This is a genomic window from Hominibacterium faecale, assembly GCF_020734085.1.
GTDB lineage: Bacteria > Bacillota > Clostridia > Peptostreptococcales > Anaerovoracaceae > Hominibacterium > Hominibacterium faecale.
In genome coordinates this window covers 395,842-412,253 of record NZ_JAJAGH010000003.1, presented here as the reverse complement: position 1 = coordinate 412,253, position 16,412 = coordinate 395,842, and the positions used below count along the sequence as shown (strand labels likewise).

The following is a 16,412-nucleotide window of genomic DNA, read 5'->3' as shown; positions in this document are numbered from 1 at the left end:
CGCATCCCACTGATCACGGAAAAAAAGTTGCGAAGGAACTGACGGCGGTTTAATCGATCAAACCAGCGTATTGCCGATGATCATCAGCAGCCACAGGTGGGCCGGGTAGATGATATAAAACAGGTCCTTGGCAAAGCGTCCGTTGTATCCCCTGGTTCCATCATACAGCATCATAAAGGGAATGACAGCTGCCATCATAAATTGACTGTCAAAGGTCAGATACTGATAAAGGCTGGAATAAATATCGGTCATGCCTGCGTAGCTGAAGATCGCCTTTGCCAGAAGAATTCCGCAAAACAGCAGGATCAGCACATATTGCAGACGGGCTTTATTCTTGCATAGGAACATGATCAGGGCCATGGGCAGCAAATAAATCCCGCCCTCGCACACCAGACACGCCGCCATCAGCCCCAGGGTCAGCAGTCCCTTGGCAGCAGCAAGCTTTTTCGTCCGGCGCATGGAATCCAGCAGCCAGACAATTGAAAACAGCACTGCCAGGGTCATGAAGATATTATTTCCGGACATCAGAGAAAAAAAGGTCATTTTCCCGGTCATAGGGTCTGTCGTGTGTGTAAAAAAGTTAATGATTACATTGCCGCAGAGCATGACAGCCGCAGCAGCATACAGCCGAATCTGATACTTTTTCCGGCTGCGGGTATGAAAAAAACCTTCGATCATCAGATAGACAAAGAGCGGCGCTACAAAGCGGGGCAGAAACTCCACCCACGCCGGCAAGACTCCGTAAAAGGTCTTGTTCACATGATCCAAAATCATAAAGACTAATGCGATTAGTTTGATTTGAAAACCATTTAATTTCATGTTGTGTTCTCCTTTATTTTCAGCAGATTCCTTTTTAAGTATAAGGGATTTGCCAGAAAATAAAATCGAATCACCTTGCACCAACCTTACAGTTTTGTCACTTGGCCGTCAGTTAGAATTTGATATGCCTCTCTGTATTTTGCTGCCCGCTGTTTATCTTCTGTTGTCACCTGGTTCAGCCTCCCCAGGTCCATATTATGCTCCAGATCAGCCTTTTTAACCGCTGCGCAGATCGGGTTATCTTTCAGACGCTGAATGTATTCCGGATAAGGAGTCTGAGGATCATGGGTCAGCAGCGCCAGGGCCTCCAGGACTTGATCGGATATGCCAAGCCCCTTTAAATCTTCCTGCGTATAGTCCGTATCTTCCAGTACGTCGTGGAGAAGCGCTGTCAGGATGCAATCTCTGTCTTTTCCCACGGCAGAGGCCACGTGCAGGGGATGAAAAACGTATGGTACGCCAGCTTTATCCCTTTGCCCTTCGTGGGCTTCAAAGATAAAGCACACTGTTTTTCGGATCGTTTCGTCTTTGTACATCTCTCGAATAATATCCACCTTTGTCTCCCCTCTACACGCCCAGCGATTCATAGAAGAAGCGGTTCAGCTCATCATACCCTTGGCGTCCGTCCTCTTCCATGACTTCTAATGCTCTTTCAATTTCCTTCAATTGTTCTTCAATATATTGGTTTATTTGAGGAATTTGGCCGGTCACCGCTGTTTCAGGCTCCTTGCTTTTCATCTCGATTAATTGATCAACAACCGGAATCAGCCGAGGTTCCAGCTGGTCGGCGACCAGCTGCTGAAAAGGAACAGGCGGCGCGGATTTCCGCTCCATGATCCAGCGGGCAGCCAGTACAGGGCGCAGCACGTAAAAATAGCTTTTTACGCGAACCTGCTCCTTCCCGTTTAACGCCTGCTGGTTGGCTTTTGCCATATGATAATAATGGTACATTCCTTTTTTCGGAGAAAAATAGTCCTGCGCCAGCTGGCAAAAGCGCTGGGAAGCATGGCTTTGCCGGTAAAAGATCGGCGATGCGCACCACTCAATAACAGCAGGATTGGATTTCATCAAAAGGCGCAGCGCTTTTTGCAGATCCCAGCCATTGATGTCCAAGGTCTCATCAAGCTGCCATTCGATCACATTTCTGGTGCCTTCCAGCTTTAAGTAATCCCGCAGCTTTCTTATGTAAAGAAAACGCACATCATAATCGCTGTCTGCAGAAGCAAATCCCCAAGCCCGGCTCCCGGATTCTACGGCCATGATGATTGTTACTTGTTCACGCTCTTCGATTTCTTTTAAAATATTCTGTATCTCCTGCTTCATCTTTCTCACCCCTTATCTTTCCATTTTGACCTGCTTTTTTTCCTGTTTAATCGTTCACATGTGGTCGGAGTATCCCTGCCTGCGTTATGGTGCTTGTTTTTGCAGGCCCTGCAGTTTCCGTGATTTTCGCATTTTGCTCGTTTGCACGGGCAGTCCGGGTTCCGATTCTCTTCCCGGCCTTCGTTTGTCAATGGGTCTATATTCCTGGCTGATGTGCTGTCTGCTCTCAAAATCTTCTCCTCTCCATGTTCTTGTAACTTGTGATTTATAACGATTATATGAAGCGCGTATTAGGATGTCAACAGCTGGATCGAGATTGGCAGATATTCGCTGCCGGGCGATAAGGAAGGTATTGAAAGGCAATTTAGAAGGGATGCAGACCCAAAAATGCGTCGGGCATATGGTTTTTGGTGTAGCCTTGGCGGCCGACCAGCGGCCGACGCCCACAAAATTTACACTAATTTATTTTTTAGTTGTTCGAATCCTCTTATCCGTAAAAAACGCGTGCATGACGGAATCAAAGCTTCCTATGCACACATGTCGCTGACAAGCAGCGACGCTTCGCAAGGTACGTTCTTTGAAACTCCGTCAATATCGATTGCATCGATATTTCCTGCGTTATTTAACATTGGTGCGGATAAGGATTTACACAGATTTCCTTCACAAATCTGCCGGTCTGCGCCTCATCCTTCAGTCGCCTTGCCTTTTTTCCGCAGCTTTAGCTGCATTGGAAAAACGGACAGCAACATGCCACAGGCATGTTGGAATGCGCTTGCGTATGTTGACCCGCTCCCTACTCGATGGTCCACCGGACCATCTCGCTTTACGGTCGCGCCTTTTCATGCGCATCCTAGCCCAATTTGCTGCATAGCAAATTGCGGCAGGTGCCATACAGAAAGTACAGGGCCTTTGGCCCGTGGTACTTTTTCAGTTGTTCGAATCCTCTTATCCGTTTCTATAAAAAAATGACGTCCAATTGGACGTCATTTTTTTACTAATTGGTGCGGATAAGAGGATTCGAACCTCCACGAAAACAATATTCACACGGACCTGAACCGTGCGCGTCTGCCAGTTCCGCCATATCCGCATACAACTTTCACTGACTTGATTCAGCTTTTCTATAATAAATCAAATCAGTGGATTTGTCAATCGGAAAGCTGCATTTTTTTCTAAAAATCCACAATTTTTTCTCAGTCGATGAACTCCAATTTCCAGCTGTAAAATCCTTTTTGAGGATCCTTCTCATAGTGAAGATAAGCGCTGAAACGATTGCCTTTTTTGCTCTGGAGTCCGTGAAACCCCACCCTGCCGTTCTGCAATAGCAGACGGACCATTTCCGGAGAGACCTTTTTGCCCAGGGATTCGATGAACTTGTCGTCTTTCCAAATAGCATAGCGGCAGCCGTTCTTCCAATTGCTGCAGCCATAGGCCTTCTCAGATTCGATGACCGGATTGCCGCATTCTGGACACATTCCCAGAACCTCTACCGAATCCGGCAGACTGACCTTAGAAGCAAACACTTTATCCCCTTTGATGGCTTCTACGGATTTGGCAGTAAATGCCTTGATCATTTCCAGAAAATCCTGCTGCTGGAATTTATTCTTCTCAATATCAGAAAGGGTTTTTTCCAGGCGCCCAGTATACTCCAGGTCGAACAGTTCCTTGACAGGAAAGGTTTCCACCATCATCCTCCCCAGCTGGGTGCAGAGCAGGGATTTTCCCTTAGTCGTTATGTATCCCACATCCTTCAGCTTACGGATGGTCTCGGCCCGGGTTGCCGGGGTTCCAATGCTGAAGCCGCTGAGGATGGCCATCATCATTTCCTCCGAATCCTCTTCCTCAAAGCTTTTGCCGCAGGTTTCCATGACCCGGAGCAGAGTTTTTTCCGTATGGTGTTTGGGCGGTTTGCGGACCACTTCCTTCACCGCCAGTTCTCCCGCCTGCAAAAGTGCTCCCTTCTCCAGCGGCGGCATCATGACCTCCTTTGTGGAAACGGACTCCGCCTTTTTCCAGCCTTCCACCAGCTGCACTTTACCTTTGGCCGTAAAAGTACCCGGAAGCTCTGCACCTTCTGCTCGAATGACCAGACGGGTTTCTTCGCTCTCCGACACCGGAAGGAATTGAGCTAAAAACCGGTTCCGCACTGCTTCATACACGATTTGTTCATCCGGCGTCAAATTCTTTGGGAGCACATACGTGGGAATAATGGCCGAGTGGCTCTCCACCTTTTTACTGTCGAAAATCCGTTTGGAATCGCTGAATTTGATCTCCTCTTCATAGGGCATCCCACGTTTTACGGCCTGCAGAACCTTAGCCGCTTTTTCCTTTAAGCTTTCATCCAAAACGCTGCTGGCCGTTCTCGGGTAAGTAATGATCTTTTTTTCGTATAAATCCTGGGCTGTTTTCAAAACTTTTTCCGATGTCCAGCCCTTGAACTTGCTGGTGATAAATCCCTGGAGATTGGAAAGATTGAACAAATAGGGTGCATATTCTTTTTTGCGCTCCACTTCCTTTTCCGTAATCAAGCCTTTTTGACCCTTCATTTTGTCAAGGATCGTTTCCAAATAGGATTGATCTTCAAACTTTTCGCTGTCCTTCTCCATATAAAGGGCTTCGATGATTTCCCCCTCTTCCGTAAGGAAAGGCGCTATCAGCTTGTAATATTTGGACTTTTGAAAGCTTTCAATTTCCTTATCCCGATTATAAATGATCTTCAAAGTCGGCAGCAGCACCCTGCCGATATTGAGCACTTGATCATGGTTGGCATTGCGGTATTTAACGGTAGCTACGGAGGTCAGATTGATGCCGATGAGCCAGTCCGCCAGCTGTCTGCCGAATCCCGCATCCTGCATCGGCTTCAGATCGCTGTTGGGGCACAGCCGCTGCAAACCGGCCAGCACCTCATCCTTGGTCCATTCGTTGAGCAGCAGCCGCTCCACCTGTTTGGAGGTTTCCGTATAGAGAAAAATTTCGTCTGCAATAATCTGCCCTTCCCGGTCATAGTCCGTAGCAGAAACTACCCCTTCCACGTCGTCCCGTTCCATTAGTGATTTAATGATTCCAATCTGTTTTTCCGCCCCCTCATCCACCTTATTCTTGTTACGAGGGTCGCTTTTTATTTTATAGCGAAAAGTTTCCGGTATAAAGGGGAAGTTTTCCATGCGCCAGCTTTTCCTGGTCTCATCGTAGTCCTTGACATCATAAAGCTGGAGAAGATGGCCGAACACCCATGTGATAACATACTTCTCCCCCTCCATATATCCGTTCTTTCGCCCCTTGATTCCCAAGGCGTCAGCAATGTTCCGCGCTACAGACGGTTTTTCTGCGATGATCAGTTTTTTCAAAGCCCATGTGTTCCTTTCCTGCGTATTCTGCATAGATGCTATTTTAACACGAAAACGGCAGAAAAGTCGAGACTGAATTCCAGCAAAATCCACTTACCCGCGCAGGCTGCTTCGATCATTACAAGCCTGTCCGCTAATCGAGATTGGTACCGCCCGCGATTCCCCCGTCCAGCGGAAAGCAGTGATGCAGCAGCAGTTTTTGATGAACGCTCTTTGCTTGCTCATAAAAGGCTGCAGTTACTCTATCTGCAATCGACTCCGACTCATCGGCCGATACATCGGCCAGCATGATCAGATACTGACAGCTGCTATATTGTGCAAAAACATCGCCTGCCCTCAGCTGGCCGCCGATGATTTCTTTTAGGCATTTCATCCACTTTGTATTCTCATCCAGAGGCAAAAGATTTTTCTCTGTGTCTGTAAGTGTCATAAGAACAATATAAGCGCTCCCGGTTAAACGCTGGAGCCGCCTATCCACAAATCGATAAATATTTTTGAAGCTGTCATAGCCTTGAAAGTAAGCGCCTGTGGGATTTTTATACTCTTTTAGTTCACTTTGAATGCGGAGAACATCCATTTCAATTCCTTCTGTTGCCGTAAACTTGCGAAAGCCGCTTTTCTTTCGATCCCGCTTCTCCGCGATCAGTTTTTGATCCGCCCGATCGAACAGGCTTTGGTAATGATCGCCTTTCCTGTATACGCTGTAGCCCACTGAAACCGTTATATCCAGAAGACATGTTTTTACTTCCATATTCCGCATTAATCTCTTGATTTGCTTGGCACGTTCAGTGGCAAAGCTTTCACTTTGCTTTACAGACAGAAAAACAACGAACTCATCACCGCCGATACGGCCAATTACATCGGATTTTAAAAACATGGAAAGAAGACGTCTTGCAATTTCCTGCAAAAGACCGTCTCCGATCAGATGTCCGTACCGGTCATTGACCTTTTTAAAATGGTTGACGTCAATCACAAACAAAACGCCTTCTTTGTATTGGTCCAGCCGTTCATTTATTTTTTCTTCTGTAGCGCCCCGATTATAGAGCCCGGTCAAGCGATCCTCTTCCGCCAGCCGACGATAACGTTCTTTTTCCTCCACCAGCTTTAAAAGTTCAGTCCCGATCATCTTCTACCTCCTGCAAATTTATACATCATACTAATTTCTCCAAATAATATCCCTTCCCATATACAGCACTGATCGTATATCCGCCCTCTCGGTCTTCCAACTTTTTTCGCACAGTGGAAAGGTGTTTTTTTAAAGTACGATTATCTCCAGCCATAGGTGATTTCCATATCATCTCATAGAGATATTTGCCAGAAAGAATCTTTCCTCTGGCTTCGACTAAAAGAAGCAGTAGCGAATATTCTTTTTGGGTCAGAAGCAGATCTTCACCATTGAGATAGGCTCGCTGCGCCACTAAATCCAAAACTAAATCGCCGTATTGAAGCCGATTGCACCGGGCTGCCCGCTTCCTTTGCGCCAGATAAATTTGTACCTTGATGCGAGCTAGAAGCTCATCCATATCATAGGGTTTTGAAATATAATCGCTGCCGCCGGCCAGAAGCCCTTCAATGACATCGCGCTTTTCATCCCGCGCTGTTAAAAATAATACTGGCGCAGACGTAACTTGCCGGAGTTCCTCACAAAAAGCAACACCGCTGCCATCGGGAAGCATAACGTCTAAAACCATGGCGTCGGGTGAATGCTTTTTCAATAAAGCTCGCGCCTCGCGGACCGTTCGGGCACACAACACTGTGAATCCTTCTCGTTCCAAGCGACGCCGGTTGGTATGCAGTATCGTTTTATCATCCTCCACCAGTAAAATTACGCCCGTCTGTTTCATCCCAAATTTCCTCCTTTGCCAGCTGAATCGTTCGAACACATGGGCAGCAAATTTGCTACAATGCCTTCGCCGTTATCTGTCATATTTACTCGAACGCCGCCTTTCGAGGCTTTTGCGCAAGCGAATCTTTCACCGTCTCAGGTATATGGGAATATGTAAGAGCAGAAGCGACTAGCATAGCAATATAATCAAAGGCAGATTAAATTGATTTCTCTATAGTAGAAAGAAAACAGAAAGCCTTTTGATTTGAAAAGCTTTCTGTTCTGAATGCGCCCATTTCTTAACAATAATACCATAAAGAAGAAATAAATAACGAAAGGTTACGAATTTTTCACCTTTTATCCTAGATGTCGTTCTGAGAAAATTTTGTCGCCAAGAGCGGCGCCAGAAAAATTTCATAGCTAGCTTTGATTGGGGTTTCCTACTTTTTTTCAGCAAAGAATGCATAATAACAATGATGATCCCCCGGTGCATGATATTCGTAGTAAGGGCCCGGGTCCACGGTTTCGCCGATTAGGGATTCTTTTAGAAAATGATATCCCATCTCGTCCATGATGGTTTTAAATGTGTCCAGCAAAGATTGATCTTTCATGACATTGGGATACAATCTTGCAATATTGGCTAGTGATCGGCAGCCCCGTTCATAGTACTTTGTCAGCCCTACTGTACGGGCATCCTGCTTCATATACGGATCGATCTTCCTGTGAAGGGAATCGTTATGAAAAAAGGAAAAGTTATAGGAAGATATGGCATCAATCCATAAATCGAACAATTTTTTCTTAATGGGCAGATCATAAATTGTGTTGGCGATGTAGATGATTTTTGCATCCGGCGCAATCAAATCAATATGGGATTTGATGGACATAATAGTTTCCTTGGAGAAACCGGACACAACAATAAACGCATCTCGAAAGTATGGTTTTTTTATGTGCTTATACAAAAAATGGCTCGCCAAATCAGGGACAAAGATCACCTTGTTTTTAAAGCTGTAGGGTTTGATAACCGAATCGATCCACAGGTAGGATTTGTAGATCAGAGATGTGGCTTCAGAAGTAATATCGTGCATGTATTGAAAAAAAACGAAATCAGGTTCATCCACATGGCTCTCCCGATAGTGGAGCACATGGAATTCCGGGCTCTGATAGTATTCAGACTCGGCTTCTGCCAGTAAAATCCCATCTTCAATCAGCGCCGTATAGCCGCACTGACACTTGAGCTTCCCGCTGTAAATCTTGTTCCCCCTGACTTGCAGATCAGATAAATTAAAAAGGCTGTTGCATTTTGGACATGCGAAAAACGGCGAAAAATCCAGGGGAATGCCGCTGAAAAACGTGGCGACTTCCTTTTCTTCCCGCAAGGCTTCTATTTCACTTTGAAGAATAGCGATGGACCTTCTGATTACTTGTATTTCTTTTTCCTGGGACTGCTGTTTCAGCTCATAGAGAGGCAAAAGATGTTCTCTGATATGTTCGTCCTGAATGTCATACATTCTGATAATCTGTAAATACTGCTTTATTTCATCCAAGTTAAAAGATAGTTCTTTCAGCTTGCAGATGATTTCCATTTCCGCCATGTCCGCAGAGGTAAAGTCGTATTGAGAATTCTTTTTGTTGGGCGCCAAAATCCCAGATTTAATATAGAAGCGTACCGTGGTCGGTGAGATATCAAATTTCTCGCAGAATTTACCGATCTTCAACACATTCACCTCCAAACCATCATCTCAAACACTTGTTTAAATATATAACAGTGCATACTATGTTTCAATAAAATTCTGACTATTATGGTGCCTGTTTTTTCCCGAAACTTAGACCCTACTATAAGTTTTTTTACAAATGCAACAGAATCTTATAAAAGTTAAATTGCACTGAAGATTTTTGCTTTGATTTGTTCATTTGCTTCCTATCCCTAAAATTTTTAACAAAATATTCAAAAGATTTAAATTTTACCAGTTGCGGTGGACCTGCCTCCATTATTTATAATTGCGTCAACAGCAAAACCGGTTTTGCCTTAAACGCTTTTACAGATTTTGAACCATAGAGAGGAGTGATATTTATGGGCACCTGCAGACAAGGTCCTTTGACTGACATCCGTATTCTGGATTTGACCCGGGTTCTCTCCGGCCCCTATACCGCCATGATGCTGGCGGATTTGGGCGCGGAGGTAATCAAGCTGGAGCAGCCCAAAATCGGCGATGATTCCAGGCATTTCGGCCCTTTTTCCAATGAGGAGAGCGCTTATTTTATGAGTGTGAACCGCAATAAAAAAAGCATTACCCTAAACTTGAAATCACCGGAAGGAAAGGAGCTTTTTAAGACTCTGGCCGGACAGGTCGATGTGATTTTAGAAAATTTCCGGCCCGGCACTATGGAAAAGCTGGGTTTGGATTATAAAACGATCTCCCAGATCAACCCCAAAATTATCTATGCGTCCATTTCGGGTTTCGGCCAGACCGGTCCATACAGCAGAAGGGCCGCATATGACGGGATTGTCCAGGCTATGGGCGGGATCATGGGCATTACGGGAGAAAAAGGCGGAAAGCCTGTTAAAATCGGCTCATCCATCGGCGACATTATTGCCGGAATGTTCTGTGCAACTGGAATCCTGGCGGCATATATCCATCTGAAGAAAACGGGTGAAGGACAGTATATCGATGTGGCAATGCTGGATTCTCAGGTTGCAATCCTGGAAAATGCCATTTCCAGATATACGGTTACTGGCAAAGTCCCCGGGCCAACCGGCAATACCCATACGTCCATCTTTCCCTTCGAGACCTTCCCTACCAAAACGGAGGATATCATGATCGCTGCCGGAAACGATGTGCTTTGGTGTAAACTGTGTGACGCTCTTGGCTGTCCGGAGTTGGCGGAGGACGAACGGTTTTGTTCCAACCCAAAACGGGGTTTCAATCACGATGAAATGTTTGCGCTGCTCTGCCTTCGGCTTGCAGAAAAACCGGCTGAGGAATGGGCGGCAATACTGGATAAAGCCGGCGTACCATGTAGTCTGATCAATACCATCGACAAGGTGCTGGAAAACGAACAGATTCAGTCCAGAGATATGATCGTGGAAGTGGATCATCCCATAGCAGGGAAAAATGTAATTGCCGGGATTCCCATAAAAATGAGTCTGACTCCGGGAAGTATCTACAAGGCTGCGCCTTCGCTGGGCGCGGATAACAGCAATGTCTATCAGGAGTTGGCGGGACTTAGCGTCCGGCAGTTGGATGATTTGAAAAAATCAGGAATTATTTGATACGCCTTACACCCTTTGCAAAAGAAAGGAATCGATGTTATGGAAAATATCAATGCTTTAGAAGTTGCCAACAGCCCTGCCATATGGGGTCTGGCAGCCATCGCAGTTGCTGCGGTTTTTGTTGAAATCATTTTATTCTTTAGACTTGCCAGAAGGGCTTCGAAAATCGGAGAAGTCAATCTGACTAAAAAGCAGTGCAATCGAGCGCTGCGGGCCGGGGTCGTCTCGGCGATCGGACCTGCTTTTGGGGTATTTATTGTCATGATCGGCCTTGTGGCCGTATTGGGCGGGCCAATCTCCTGGCTGCGTCTGTCCGTCATTGGCGGGGCCACGACGGAGCTGACCGCCGCCTCAGTAGGAGTCAAGGCTCTGGGCGGCGATATCACACAGGCATTATCCATGGTGGAACTTTCCAATGCCTGGTGGACGATGACCATCAATGCCTGCGGATGGCTGATCGTAACCTGGGTATTTGCCAGCAGGATGGAAAAAGTGAGGCACAAAATCGGCGGCGGGGACAGCCGCTGGATGGAAATCTTTTCTAGCGCAGCCACCCTGGGAATCTTCGGCGCCTTTTGCAGCGAATATATGGTAAACGGCGTGCGGAGCACAGATTTTAAGGTTCTTCTGGTCATGGCCGTGTCCGCCCTTTCCATGTGGGCGCTCCTGTATCTGTCAAAACGCTACAAGTGGCTCAAAGAGTATTCTCTGGGCTTGGCCATGGTGGCAGGCATTGCTTCATCCATGATCTTTTGATGTGTAAAACAGATCCTTTAGAGCAGAAAGTGAGGAATCAATCATGAATAACAATATGTCCTTTAACGAATTGTGGAGGAAAAAAGTAACTCGAATTGGTACGATCATGATCCCAATTATCATGCTGAGCATGTTCCTGCCAGTCATCTACTTGAAAGTGCGCTACGGAGTTTTTCCGGAATGGTCCATCGCCCTTTCCTCCTGGGGAACCATTGCCGCCGCATTTGGAGCCTATTATATTATTGAGCCGCTGTCCTATTATCCGATTTTGGGGCTTTCCGGCACTTACATGGCGTTTACTTCGGGCAGTATTTCAGATATCCGGATGCCCGCTTCCGCAGTAGCGCAGGAAGCCGTAGGGGTTCCATATGGTTCCGATGAAGGCGCGGTCGTTTCTACGATCGGCGTAGCCGGGTCTGTTTTCACAACCCTGGTCGTCGTTTTTATAACCGCGGTCTTTGGAACCTCCATCATCGAAATCTTTCCCGAAAAACTGCTCACTGCAGTTAAATTATATACTGTGCCGGCAGTGTTCAGTGCCGTATACATTCAATTTTGCAAATTTGAACCAAAGCTCAGCTTTATCATTGCAATTACAACTGTGATCTTCCTGCTGCTGGCACACATTTACGGCTTGATGATGATTACAGCTGTCATTATTCCGGTATTGCTCGCACGCCTCCTCTATAAAAAAGGCTTCTTCGGCAAAGAGGACGGTGCGGAAAACTAGTAAAAGAAAGGTTACATAGGAAATGAATATGAAAGAAAAATTATTAAATGACATTCACAATTTGACACAAATGATCAGCGTAGACGGCTCCGAAGCGGAGGTGGGCCGGTATTTGAAGGAACGGCTGGAATCCGTCTGCGATCAGGTGGAAGTCTCCCCCATGGGGACAGTGATCGGTTATTTGAAAGGCGATCTTCCCGGTAAACGGGCCGTGATTACTGCCCATGCTGATGAAATCGGCTTTATGGTAAAAAACATTACTGAGGATGGATTCATTCTCTTTGAAAAGGTTGGCGATTATTCCAACAAGGTTATTCCCGCAAGAAAGGTATGGATTCAGACGGAAAAAGGCAGAGTCCCCGGAGTGATCGGGCTGCGGGCCGCTCACATTATGACTCCGGAAGAAGCCGTTCGCGCTCAGACAGCCAAACAATCTTATATCGATGTAGGCGCCTTTTCCAGAGCTGAAGCCGAATCCTACGGTATTCGGCTGGGTGATAAGATTGTCCTTCAAAGCGATTTTATGGAAATGTCCAATCCGGATTTGGTTTGTACGAAGTCTCTGGACGATCGGGTAGGCTGTGCGATTATTCTCAGTCTGTTGGAATCGGTCGACAAGTCTCAGCTGGGCGGCGAACTGGTAGCAGTCTTTTCTGTGCTGGAGGAAACGACCATCGCCGGTATGATCGGACCGGTAAACCATATCAAGCCCGACTATGTAATCGCATTGGATACCGTCCCCTGCGGCGATGTTCCGGATGTGGATACAGCAAAAGAGCTTCCCGTTTACATGGATCGAGGGCCAGTCCTGATCATCGCTCAAGGAGATCCGACGATCATGCGCTATTCGTGTATGCATCCACAAATCCGAAGAGGATTCTACGATGCGGCGGAAACCTTGGGTATGGATTTGCAGGAGCTGGTCATCAGTGAAAATGTGTATATTACTGAAGAAAGTATTATGCATATGTGCGGTCAGGGAACTCCTGCGGCAACGTTGGCCATTCCGCGTCGCTATTCCCATACGCCCATTGAGCTTCTTAACATCAACGATGCAGTTAAGACAACCCAGCTCTTAATTCGGTTTGTTGAGCTCAATGGAAATATCAACTTGAGTTTTCTTTAATAAAGGATAAGGTATGAAAAGCGGTAAATTGTTACTCAAATTATTTGTTTTGTTTTTTAAGATTGGTTCTGTCACCTTCGGCGGCGGTGTGACCATGGCGCCTATTTTAATGAAGGAGGTTGTGGAGAAGCGCAGTTGGATTACCGAGGATGAGCTGGTGGAGTGTTTTGCTCTGGCTCAGAGTCTGCCGGGAGTGGTTGCGGTGAATGTTGCGGTTTTTATCGGTCATCGCATGAAAGGGGTCTGCGGTGCCATAGTCGCAGTCACCGCTTCCGTCATCCCCGCAGTACTGGGTATCCTGCTGGTCGTTGCGCTGCTGGATGCGCTTCCTCTGGAGGCTGTTTTAAATGATGGATTAAAAGGAGTCAAATCGGCTTCCGTTGCCTTGATTGTGTGTACGGTCATCCGCATGGGGAAAGCAGTTCTATCGACAAAATTGGATCTATTTCTTTTCGCCGCAGCTTTTGCTGCATCTATGTTCTTTGATACAAACGCAATTTTGTTAGTCCTGTTTTTCGCCTTGCTGGGCGTCATACATTACTCAATCAATCGGATAAGGAGCAAAGATCATGTTTGAGCTATTTATCGCTTTTTTAAAAATTGGAAGCATCAGTGTGGGCGGCGGTTACGCCATGCTGCCAATCATCTATCAGGCTGTAGCCGAATATGGGATCATGACAAAGGAGGTTTTTTCCAACCTGGTAGCCATTTCGCAAATCACTCCCGGTCCAGTCTCGATCAATACGGCGACTTATGCCGGCTTTGCCGCCTACGGCTGGCCCGGCGCCATTCTCATCAGTCTGGCCGTCTGCCTTCCGTGCGCACTGTTCACTTATATCGCTGTAACCGTCCTCAAAAAAAATGAAAGCGCCATTGCAATGAATATGATCCTGCATAAGATGAAGATTGCCGGCATTGCTTTGATTGGGGTTTCCGGATTTTTTCTGGCGGAAGGCAGCATGTTCACCGGGCCCATTTTGTCCGCAAGCTTTCTGTCCCGGCTTGATCCGATACAGATCACTCTCTTTGTTCTGACATTTTGCCTCTATTACAAAACCAGGATGGGCCCGATCCTTTTGACGCTTTTGGCCGGTGTGGCATCCGCGCTCATCGGGCTGGTGTGAAAAGGTGATCGCATCAAATGAGTGATGAATGTGATCGTCAAAGCGGCCAAACACCAGATTGGATTTAATTATTTTCCCAAACCTTCCAACACCCCAAAACCCTATGCCGCCCGAAATTCCAATCACGATTGACAAAACGCCGCTGATATTCTACACTATCTAAAACAACCTGGAAAGGAGCACTCATATATGAAAAGGATATTCGTAGTTCAAGGCGGCGGGCGGCCGAAAGGAAATACTTCGAAGCTGGTTGAGCAGTTTGTAAGGGGCGCAGAAGAGGCCGGACATCAAGTTGAAATCGTGTCGCTTTTAAAAGAAGAAGTAAACGGCTGTCTCGGCTGTAATGCCTGCCATATGAGGTACGTTCTTTAAAACTCCGTCAATATCGATTGCATCGATAATTTCCTGCGTTATAAAAAAATAACGCTCATACGAGCGTTATTTAACATTGGTGCGGATAAGAGGATTCGAACCTCCACGAAAGTAATATTCACACGGACCTGAACCGTGCGCGTCTGCCAGTTCCGCCATATCCGCATATGGTCGACTTTCCTAACCGACAAGATTTAGTATACCTAAAAGTTGTCCTGATTGCAAGTTAAATTTTTGTTTTATCTCTTTTTTTTGAAAATCCATGCCAGGTTCTCTCAGGAAACGCTTCGTCAAATGAAGGTCAATCTTTTTCGTTCAGGCAATTATCAGGAACAGGTGTTCTTATAAAGGATTCTGATATTCTTATTCTGGGAGAGTTTTATAAAGATTGGCAAACTATCAAACCCAAGCAAATTCGAACTAATTACGATACTTTCGATTTGGAGCAGCTCGTATCCGATGCGTGTGGAGCCAAAAACTACAAGAATCGGAGGCTTATGATCGGAACTATGATATTGGGCGCTCTCAATTGCAAAATCACAAGTCCATCCCCGCTTCCAAGTCCCACTAGTCTGGATCCAATCCAGCCGGTTTCCGCCTGTTCATAAAAGAAGCGGTTTTTGCTGTTATGCAGGAGCGATTGCCGGCAATCGCTCCTGCATAACAAAAAGAGCAGGCTCGTCGCCTGCTCCTAAGTAAAGTCATTCACTTAAAAACTCTTCAATCGCTTTGCGCACATCGTTACCGTCAGCCAGGCCCTTGACCTTTTTCATGACAGCACCCATGAGCTTGCCCATATTTTTCTTGCCACCTTCAATACCAAGCTCTGCCGCGGTAGCCTGTACCACTTCCTTGATCTTGGCCGAATCCATCTGCTCGGGCAAGTAACGTTTCAGAATTTCAATTTCTGCCTTATAGTCATTAGCTAAGTCCGTTCGTCCAGCTTTTTCAAAATCAGCGAGGGCGTCTTTTCTCATCTTAACCTGTTTTGATAAAATAGCAATAATGCCTTCATCATCCAGCTCTTCCCTGTTATCTACCTCGTACTGTTTAATAGCAGCACGAGCAAAGCTGATCGTATTTTTTTTGACTTCATCTTTTGCTTTCATAGCTTCTTTGAAGTCAGCCATCAGTTGTTCTTTTAAGGTCACTTTTAAAACACCTCGAATCCCTACTGCAAAAGCTTAGTATTTCTTAGCCTTTTTTCTTGCAGCCTCAGACTTCTTCTTTCTTTTTACACTCGGCTTTTCGTAGTGTTCTCTTTTTCTGAGTTCCGACATAACGCCGTCTCTCGCACAAGAGCGCTTAAATCTCTTGAGAGCACTTTCCAAGCTTTCGTTTTCTCTAACAATTACCTGTGCCATATTCCGTTTCACCTCCTGACGTGTTCTGAAATCACATAGATGCTATGAGAACGGTCCTATCTATAACATTGCTATTATACTATTTTCTGCACAATTATGCAAGGTTTTTTTGTACAAAGCCTGTCACCGATCAGAGTCTGGCGATTGAATAAAAAAACTGGGCCTCCCCTAGAATGAAAATGCCAAAGTTGCGAAATTAAGCATTGAGGAATTCACCTTGTATAATAAAGCTTTTGTCAGAAAGTATAGCTTGTAAGCGTTGGAAAAATCTCAACAATAAGCCAAAGTTAATACATTGTTGAATCAATTCTCTCATTGGACAATTTTCGACATCACTCTCGGCAACGCCGCACTCACT

General features: G+C 46.0%; 16 protein-coding genes and 2 tRNA genes. 7 read left to right on the top strand and 11 right to left on the bottom strand.

All coding sequences use genetic code 11. The features are described from left to right. Nucleotides 1-57 precede the first annotated feature (57 nt). The 8 genes from LG211_RS04695 to LG211_RS04660 form a co-directional block, all read right to left on the bottom strand. Nucleotides 58-819: a TraX family protein gene (locus LG211_RS04695; protein WP_269477065.1), complete on the bottom strand. Its 762-nt coding sequence runs from the start codon at nt 817-819 to the stop codon at nt 58-60. An 86-nt stretch (nt 820-905) separates the two neighbouring features. Then, nucleotides 906-1,373 carry a GTP pyrophosphokinase gene (locus LG211_RS04690; RefSeq protein WP_253019592.1) on the bottom strand — a complete coding sequence of 156 codons (468 nt, stop codon included), beginning with the start codon at nt 1,371-1,373 and terminating at the stop codon, nt 906-908. Between the two features lie 13 nt (nt 1,374-1,386). Continuing rightward, nucleotides 1,387-2,142, bottom strand: a complete 756-nt coding sequence (locus tag LG211_RS04685; protein ID WP_148394835.1) for a nucleotidyltransferase domain-containing protein — start codon at nt 2,140-2,142, stop codon at nt 1,387-1,389. A gap of 999 nt (nt 2,143-3,141) precedes the next feature. Then, a tRNA-Leu gene (locus LG211_RS04680) sits at nt 3,142-3,229 on the bottom strand. Nucleotides 3,230-3,332: 103 nt separating this feature from the next. Further along, nucleotides 3,333-5,486 (bottom strand): type IA DNA topoisomerase, encoded by a 2,154-nt coding sequence (locus LG211_RS04675; RefSeq protein WP_148394833.1) that lies wholly within the window; start codon nt 5,484-5,486, stop codon nt 3,333-3,335. 133 nt (nt 5,487-5,619) lie between these two features. Then, on the bottom strand, nt 5,620-6,612 hold the full coding sequence (locus LG211_RS04670; protein ID WP_148394831.1) for a GGDEF domain-containing protein: 993 nt from the start codon (nt 6,610-6,612) through the stop codon (nt 5,620-5,622). A gap of 25 nt (nt 6,613-6,637) precedes the next feature. Continuing rightward, entirely contained in the window at nt 6,638-7,330 is a 693-nt protein-coding gene (locus LG211_RS04665; protein WP_148394829.1) for a response regulator transcription factor, read from the bottom strand. 421 nt (nt 7,331-7,751) lie between these two features. Next, nucleotides 7,752-9,026, bottom strand: coding sequence for a MerR family transcriptional regulator (locus LG211_RS04660; protein WP_269477064.1), 1,275 nt, complete (start codon nt 9,024-9,026; stop codon nt 7,752-7,754). 356 nt (nt 9,027-9,382) lie between these two features. Between LG211_RS04660 and LG211_RS04655 the strand changes: the two genes are divergently transcribed. The 7 genes from LG211_RS04655 to LG211_RS04625 all read left to right on the top strand — a co-directional run bounded on the left by LG211_RS04655 (nt 9,383) and on the right by LG211_RS04625 (nt 14,690). Beyond that, nucleotides 9,383-10,582, top strand: a complete 1,200-nt coding sequence (locus LG211_RS04655) for a CaiB/BaiF CoA transferase family protein (RefSeq protein ID WP_269477063.1) — start codon at nt 9,383-9,385, stop codon at nt 10,580-10,582. A 39-nt stretch (nt 10,583-10,621) separates the two neighbouring features. Continuing rightward, the gene (locus LG211_RS04650; RefSeq protein ID WP_227755072.1) at nt 10,622-11,338 is read left to right on the top strand and encodes a DUF5058 family protein; all 717 of its coding nucleotides are present in this window, start codon (nt 10,622-10,624) and stop codon (nt 11,336-11,338) included. Nucleotides 11,339-11,381: 43 nt separating this feature from the next. Beyond that, nucleotides 11,382-12,068, top strand: coding sequence for a hypothetical protein (locus LG211_RS04645; protein ID WP_148394821.1), 687 nt, complete (start codon nt 11,382-11,384; stop codon nt 12,066-12,068). Between the two features lie 28 nt (nt 12,069-12,096). Beyond that, nucleotides 12,097-13,194, top strand: coding sequence for a M42 family metallopeptidase (locus tag LG211_RS04640; protein WP_269477062.1), 1,098 nt, complete (start codon nt 12,097-12,099; stop codon nt 13,192-13,194). Nucleotides 13,195-13,207: 13 nt separating this feature from the next. Further along, on the top strand, nt 13,208-13,771 hold the full coding sequence (locus tag LG211_RS04635; protein WP_148394817.1) for a chromate transporter: 564 nt from the start codon (nt 13,208-13,210) through the stop codon (nt 13,769-13,771). After that, nucleotides 13,764-14,318, top strand: a complete 555-nt coding sequence (locus LG211_RS04630) for a chromate transporter (protein ID WP_148394815.1) — start codon at nt 13,764-13,766, stop codon at nt 14,316-14,318. The genes LG211_RS04635 and LG211_RS04630 overlap by 8 nt, the downstream gene beginning before the upstream one ends. Before the next feature lie 189 nt (nt 14,319-14,507). Beyond that, nucleotides 14,508-14,690, top strand: coding sequence for a flavodoxin family protein (locus LG211_RS04625; RefSeq protein WP_148394814.1), 183 nt, complete (start codon nt 14,508-14,510; stop codon nt 14,688-14,690). Nucleotides 14,691-14,767: 77 nt separating this feature from the next. Here LG211_RS04625 and LG211_RS04620 read toward each other — a convergent pair. From LG211_RS04620 to rpsU, 3 genes are all read right to left on the bottom strand, one after another. Then, nucleotides 14,768-14,855, bottom strand: a tRNA-Leu gene (locus LG211_RS04620). A 536-nt stretch (nt 14,856-15,391) separates the two neighbouring features. Beyond that, on the bottom strand, nt 15,392-15,841 hold the full coding sequence (locus LG211_RS04615; RefSeq protein ID WP_148394812.1) for a GatB/YqeY domain-containing protein: 450 nt from the start codon (nt 15,839-15,841) through the stop codon (nt 15,392-15,394). Nucleotides 15,842-15,874: 33 nt separating this feature from the next. After that, complete coding sequence (rpsU, locus tag LG211_RS04610; RefSeq protein WP_022146591.1) at nt 15,875-16,054, bottom strand: 30S ribosomal protein S21; 180 nt, start codon at nt 16,052-16,054, stop codon at nt 15,875-15,877. Nucleotides 16,055-16,412: the final 358 nt, after the last annotated feature.

What these genes read in the sequence shown, in the direction of transcription:
- LG211_RS04625 (WP_148394814.1), top strand. Translation starts at nt 14,508, where the DNA reads ATGAAAAGGATATTCGTAGTTCAAGGCGGCGGGCGGCCGAAAGGAAAT.
- LG211_RS04640 (WP_269477062.1), top strand. Translation starts at nt 12,097, where the DNA reads ATGAAAGAAAAATTATTAAATGACATTCACAATTTGACACAAATGATC.
- LG211_RS04695 (WP_269477065.1), bottom strand. Translation starts at nt 819, where the DNA reads ATGAAATTAAATGGTTTTCAAATCAAACTAATCGCATTAGTCTTTATG.
- LG211_RS04665 (WP_148394829.1), bottom strand. Translation starts at nt 7,330, where the DNA reads ATGAAACAGACGGGCGTAATTTTACTGGTGGAGGATGATAAAACGATA.
- LG211_RS04670 (WP_148394831.1), bottom strand. Translation starts at nt 6,612, where the DNA reads ATGATCGGGACTGAACTTTTAAAGCTGGTGGAGGAAAAAGAACGTTAT.
- LG211_RS04650 (WP_227755072.1), top strand. Translation starts at nt 10,622, where the DNA reads ATGGAAAATATCAATGCTTTAGAAGTTGCCAACAGCCCTGCCATATGG.
- LG211_RS04630 (WP_148394815.1), top strand. Translation starts at nt 13,764, where the DNA reads ATGTTTGAGCTATTTATCGCTTTTTTAAAAATTGGAAGCATCAGTGTG.
- LG211_RS04645 (WP_148394821.1), top strand. Translation starts at nt 11,382, where the DNA reads ATGAATAACAATATGTCCTTTAACGAATTGTGGAGGAAAAAAGTAACT.
- LG211_RS04655 (WP_269477063.1), top strand. Translation starts at nt 9,383, where the DNA reads ATGGGCACCTGCAGACAAGGTCCTTTGACTGACATCCGTATTCTGGAT.
- rpsU (WP_022146591.1), bottom strand. Translation starts at nt 16,054, where the DNA reads ATGGCACAGGTAATTGTTAGAGAAAACGAAAGCTTGGAAAGTGCTCTC.
- LG211_RS04635 (WP_148394817.1), top strand. Translation starts at nt 13,208, where the DNA reads ATGAAAAGCGGTAAATTGTTACTCAAATTATTTGTTTTGTTTTTTAAG.
- LG211_RS04685 (WP_148394835.1), bottom strand. Translation starts at nt 2,142, where the DNA reads ATGAAGCAGGAGATACAGAATATTTTAAAAGAAATCGAAGAGCGTGAA.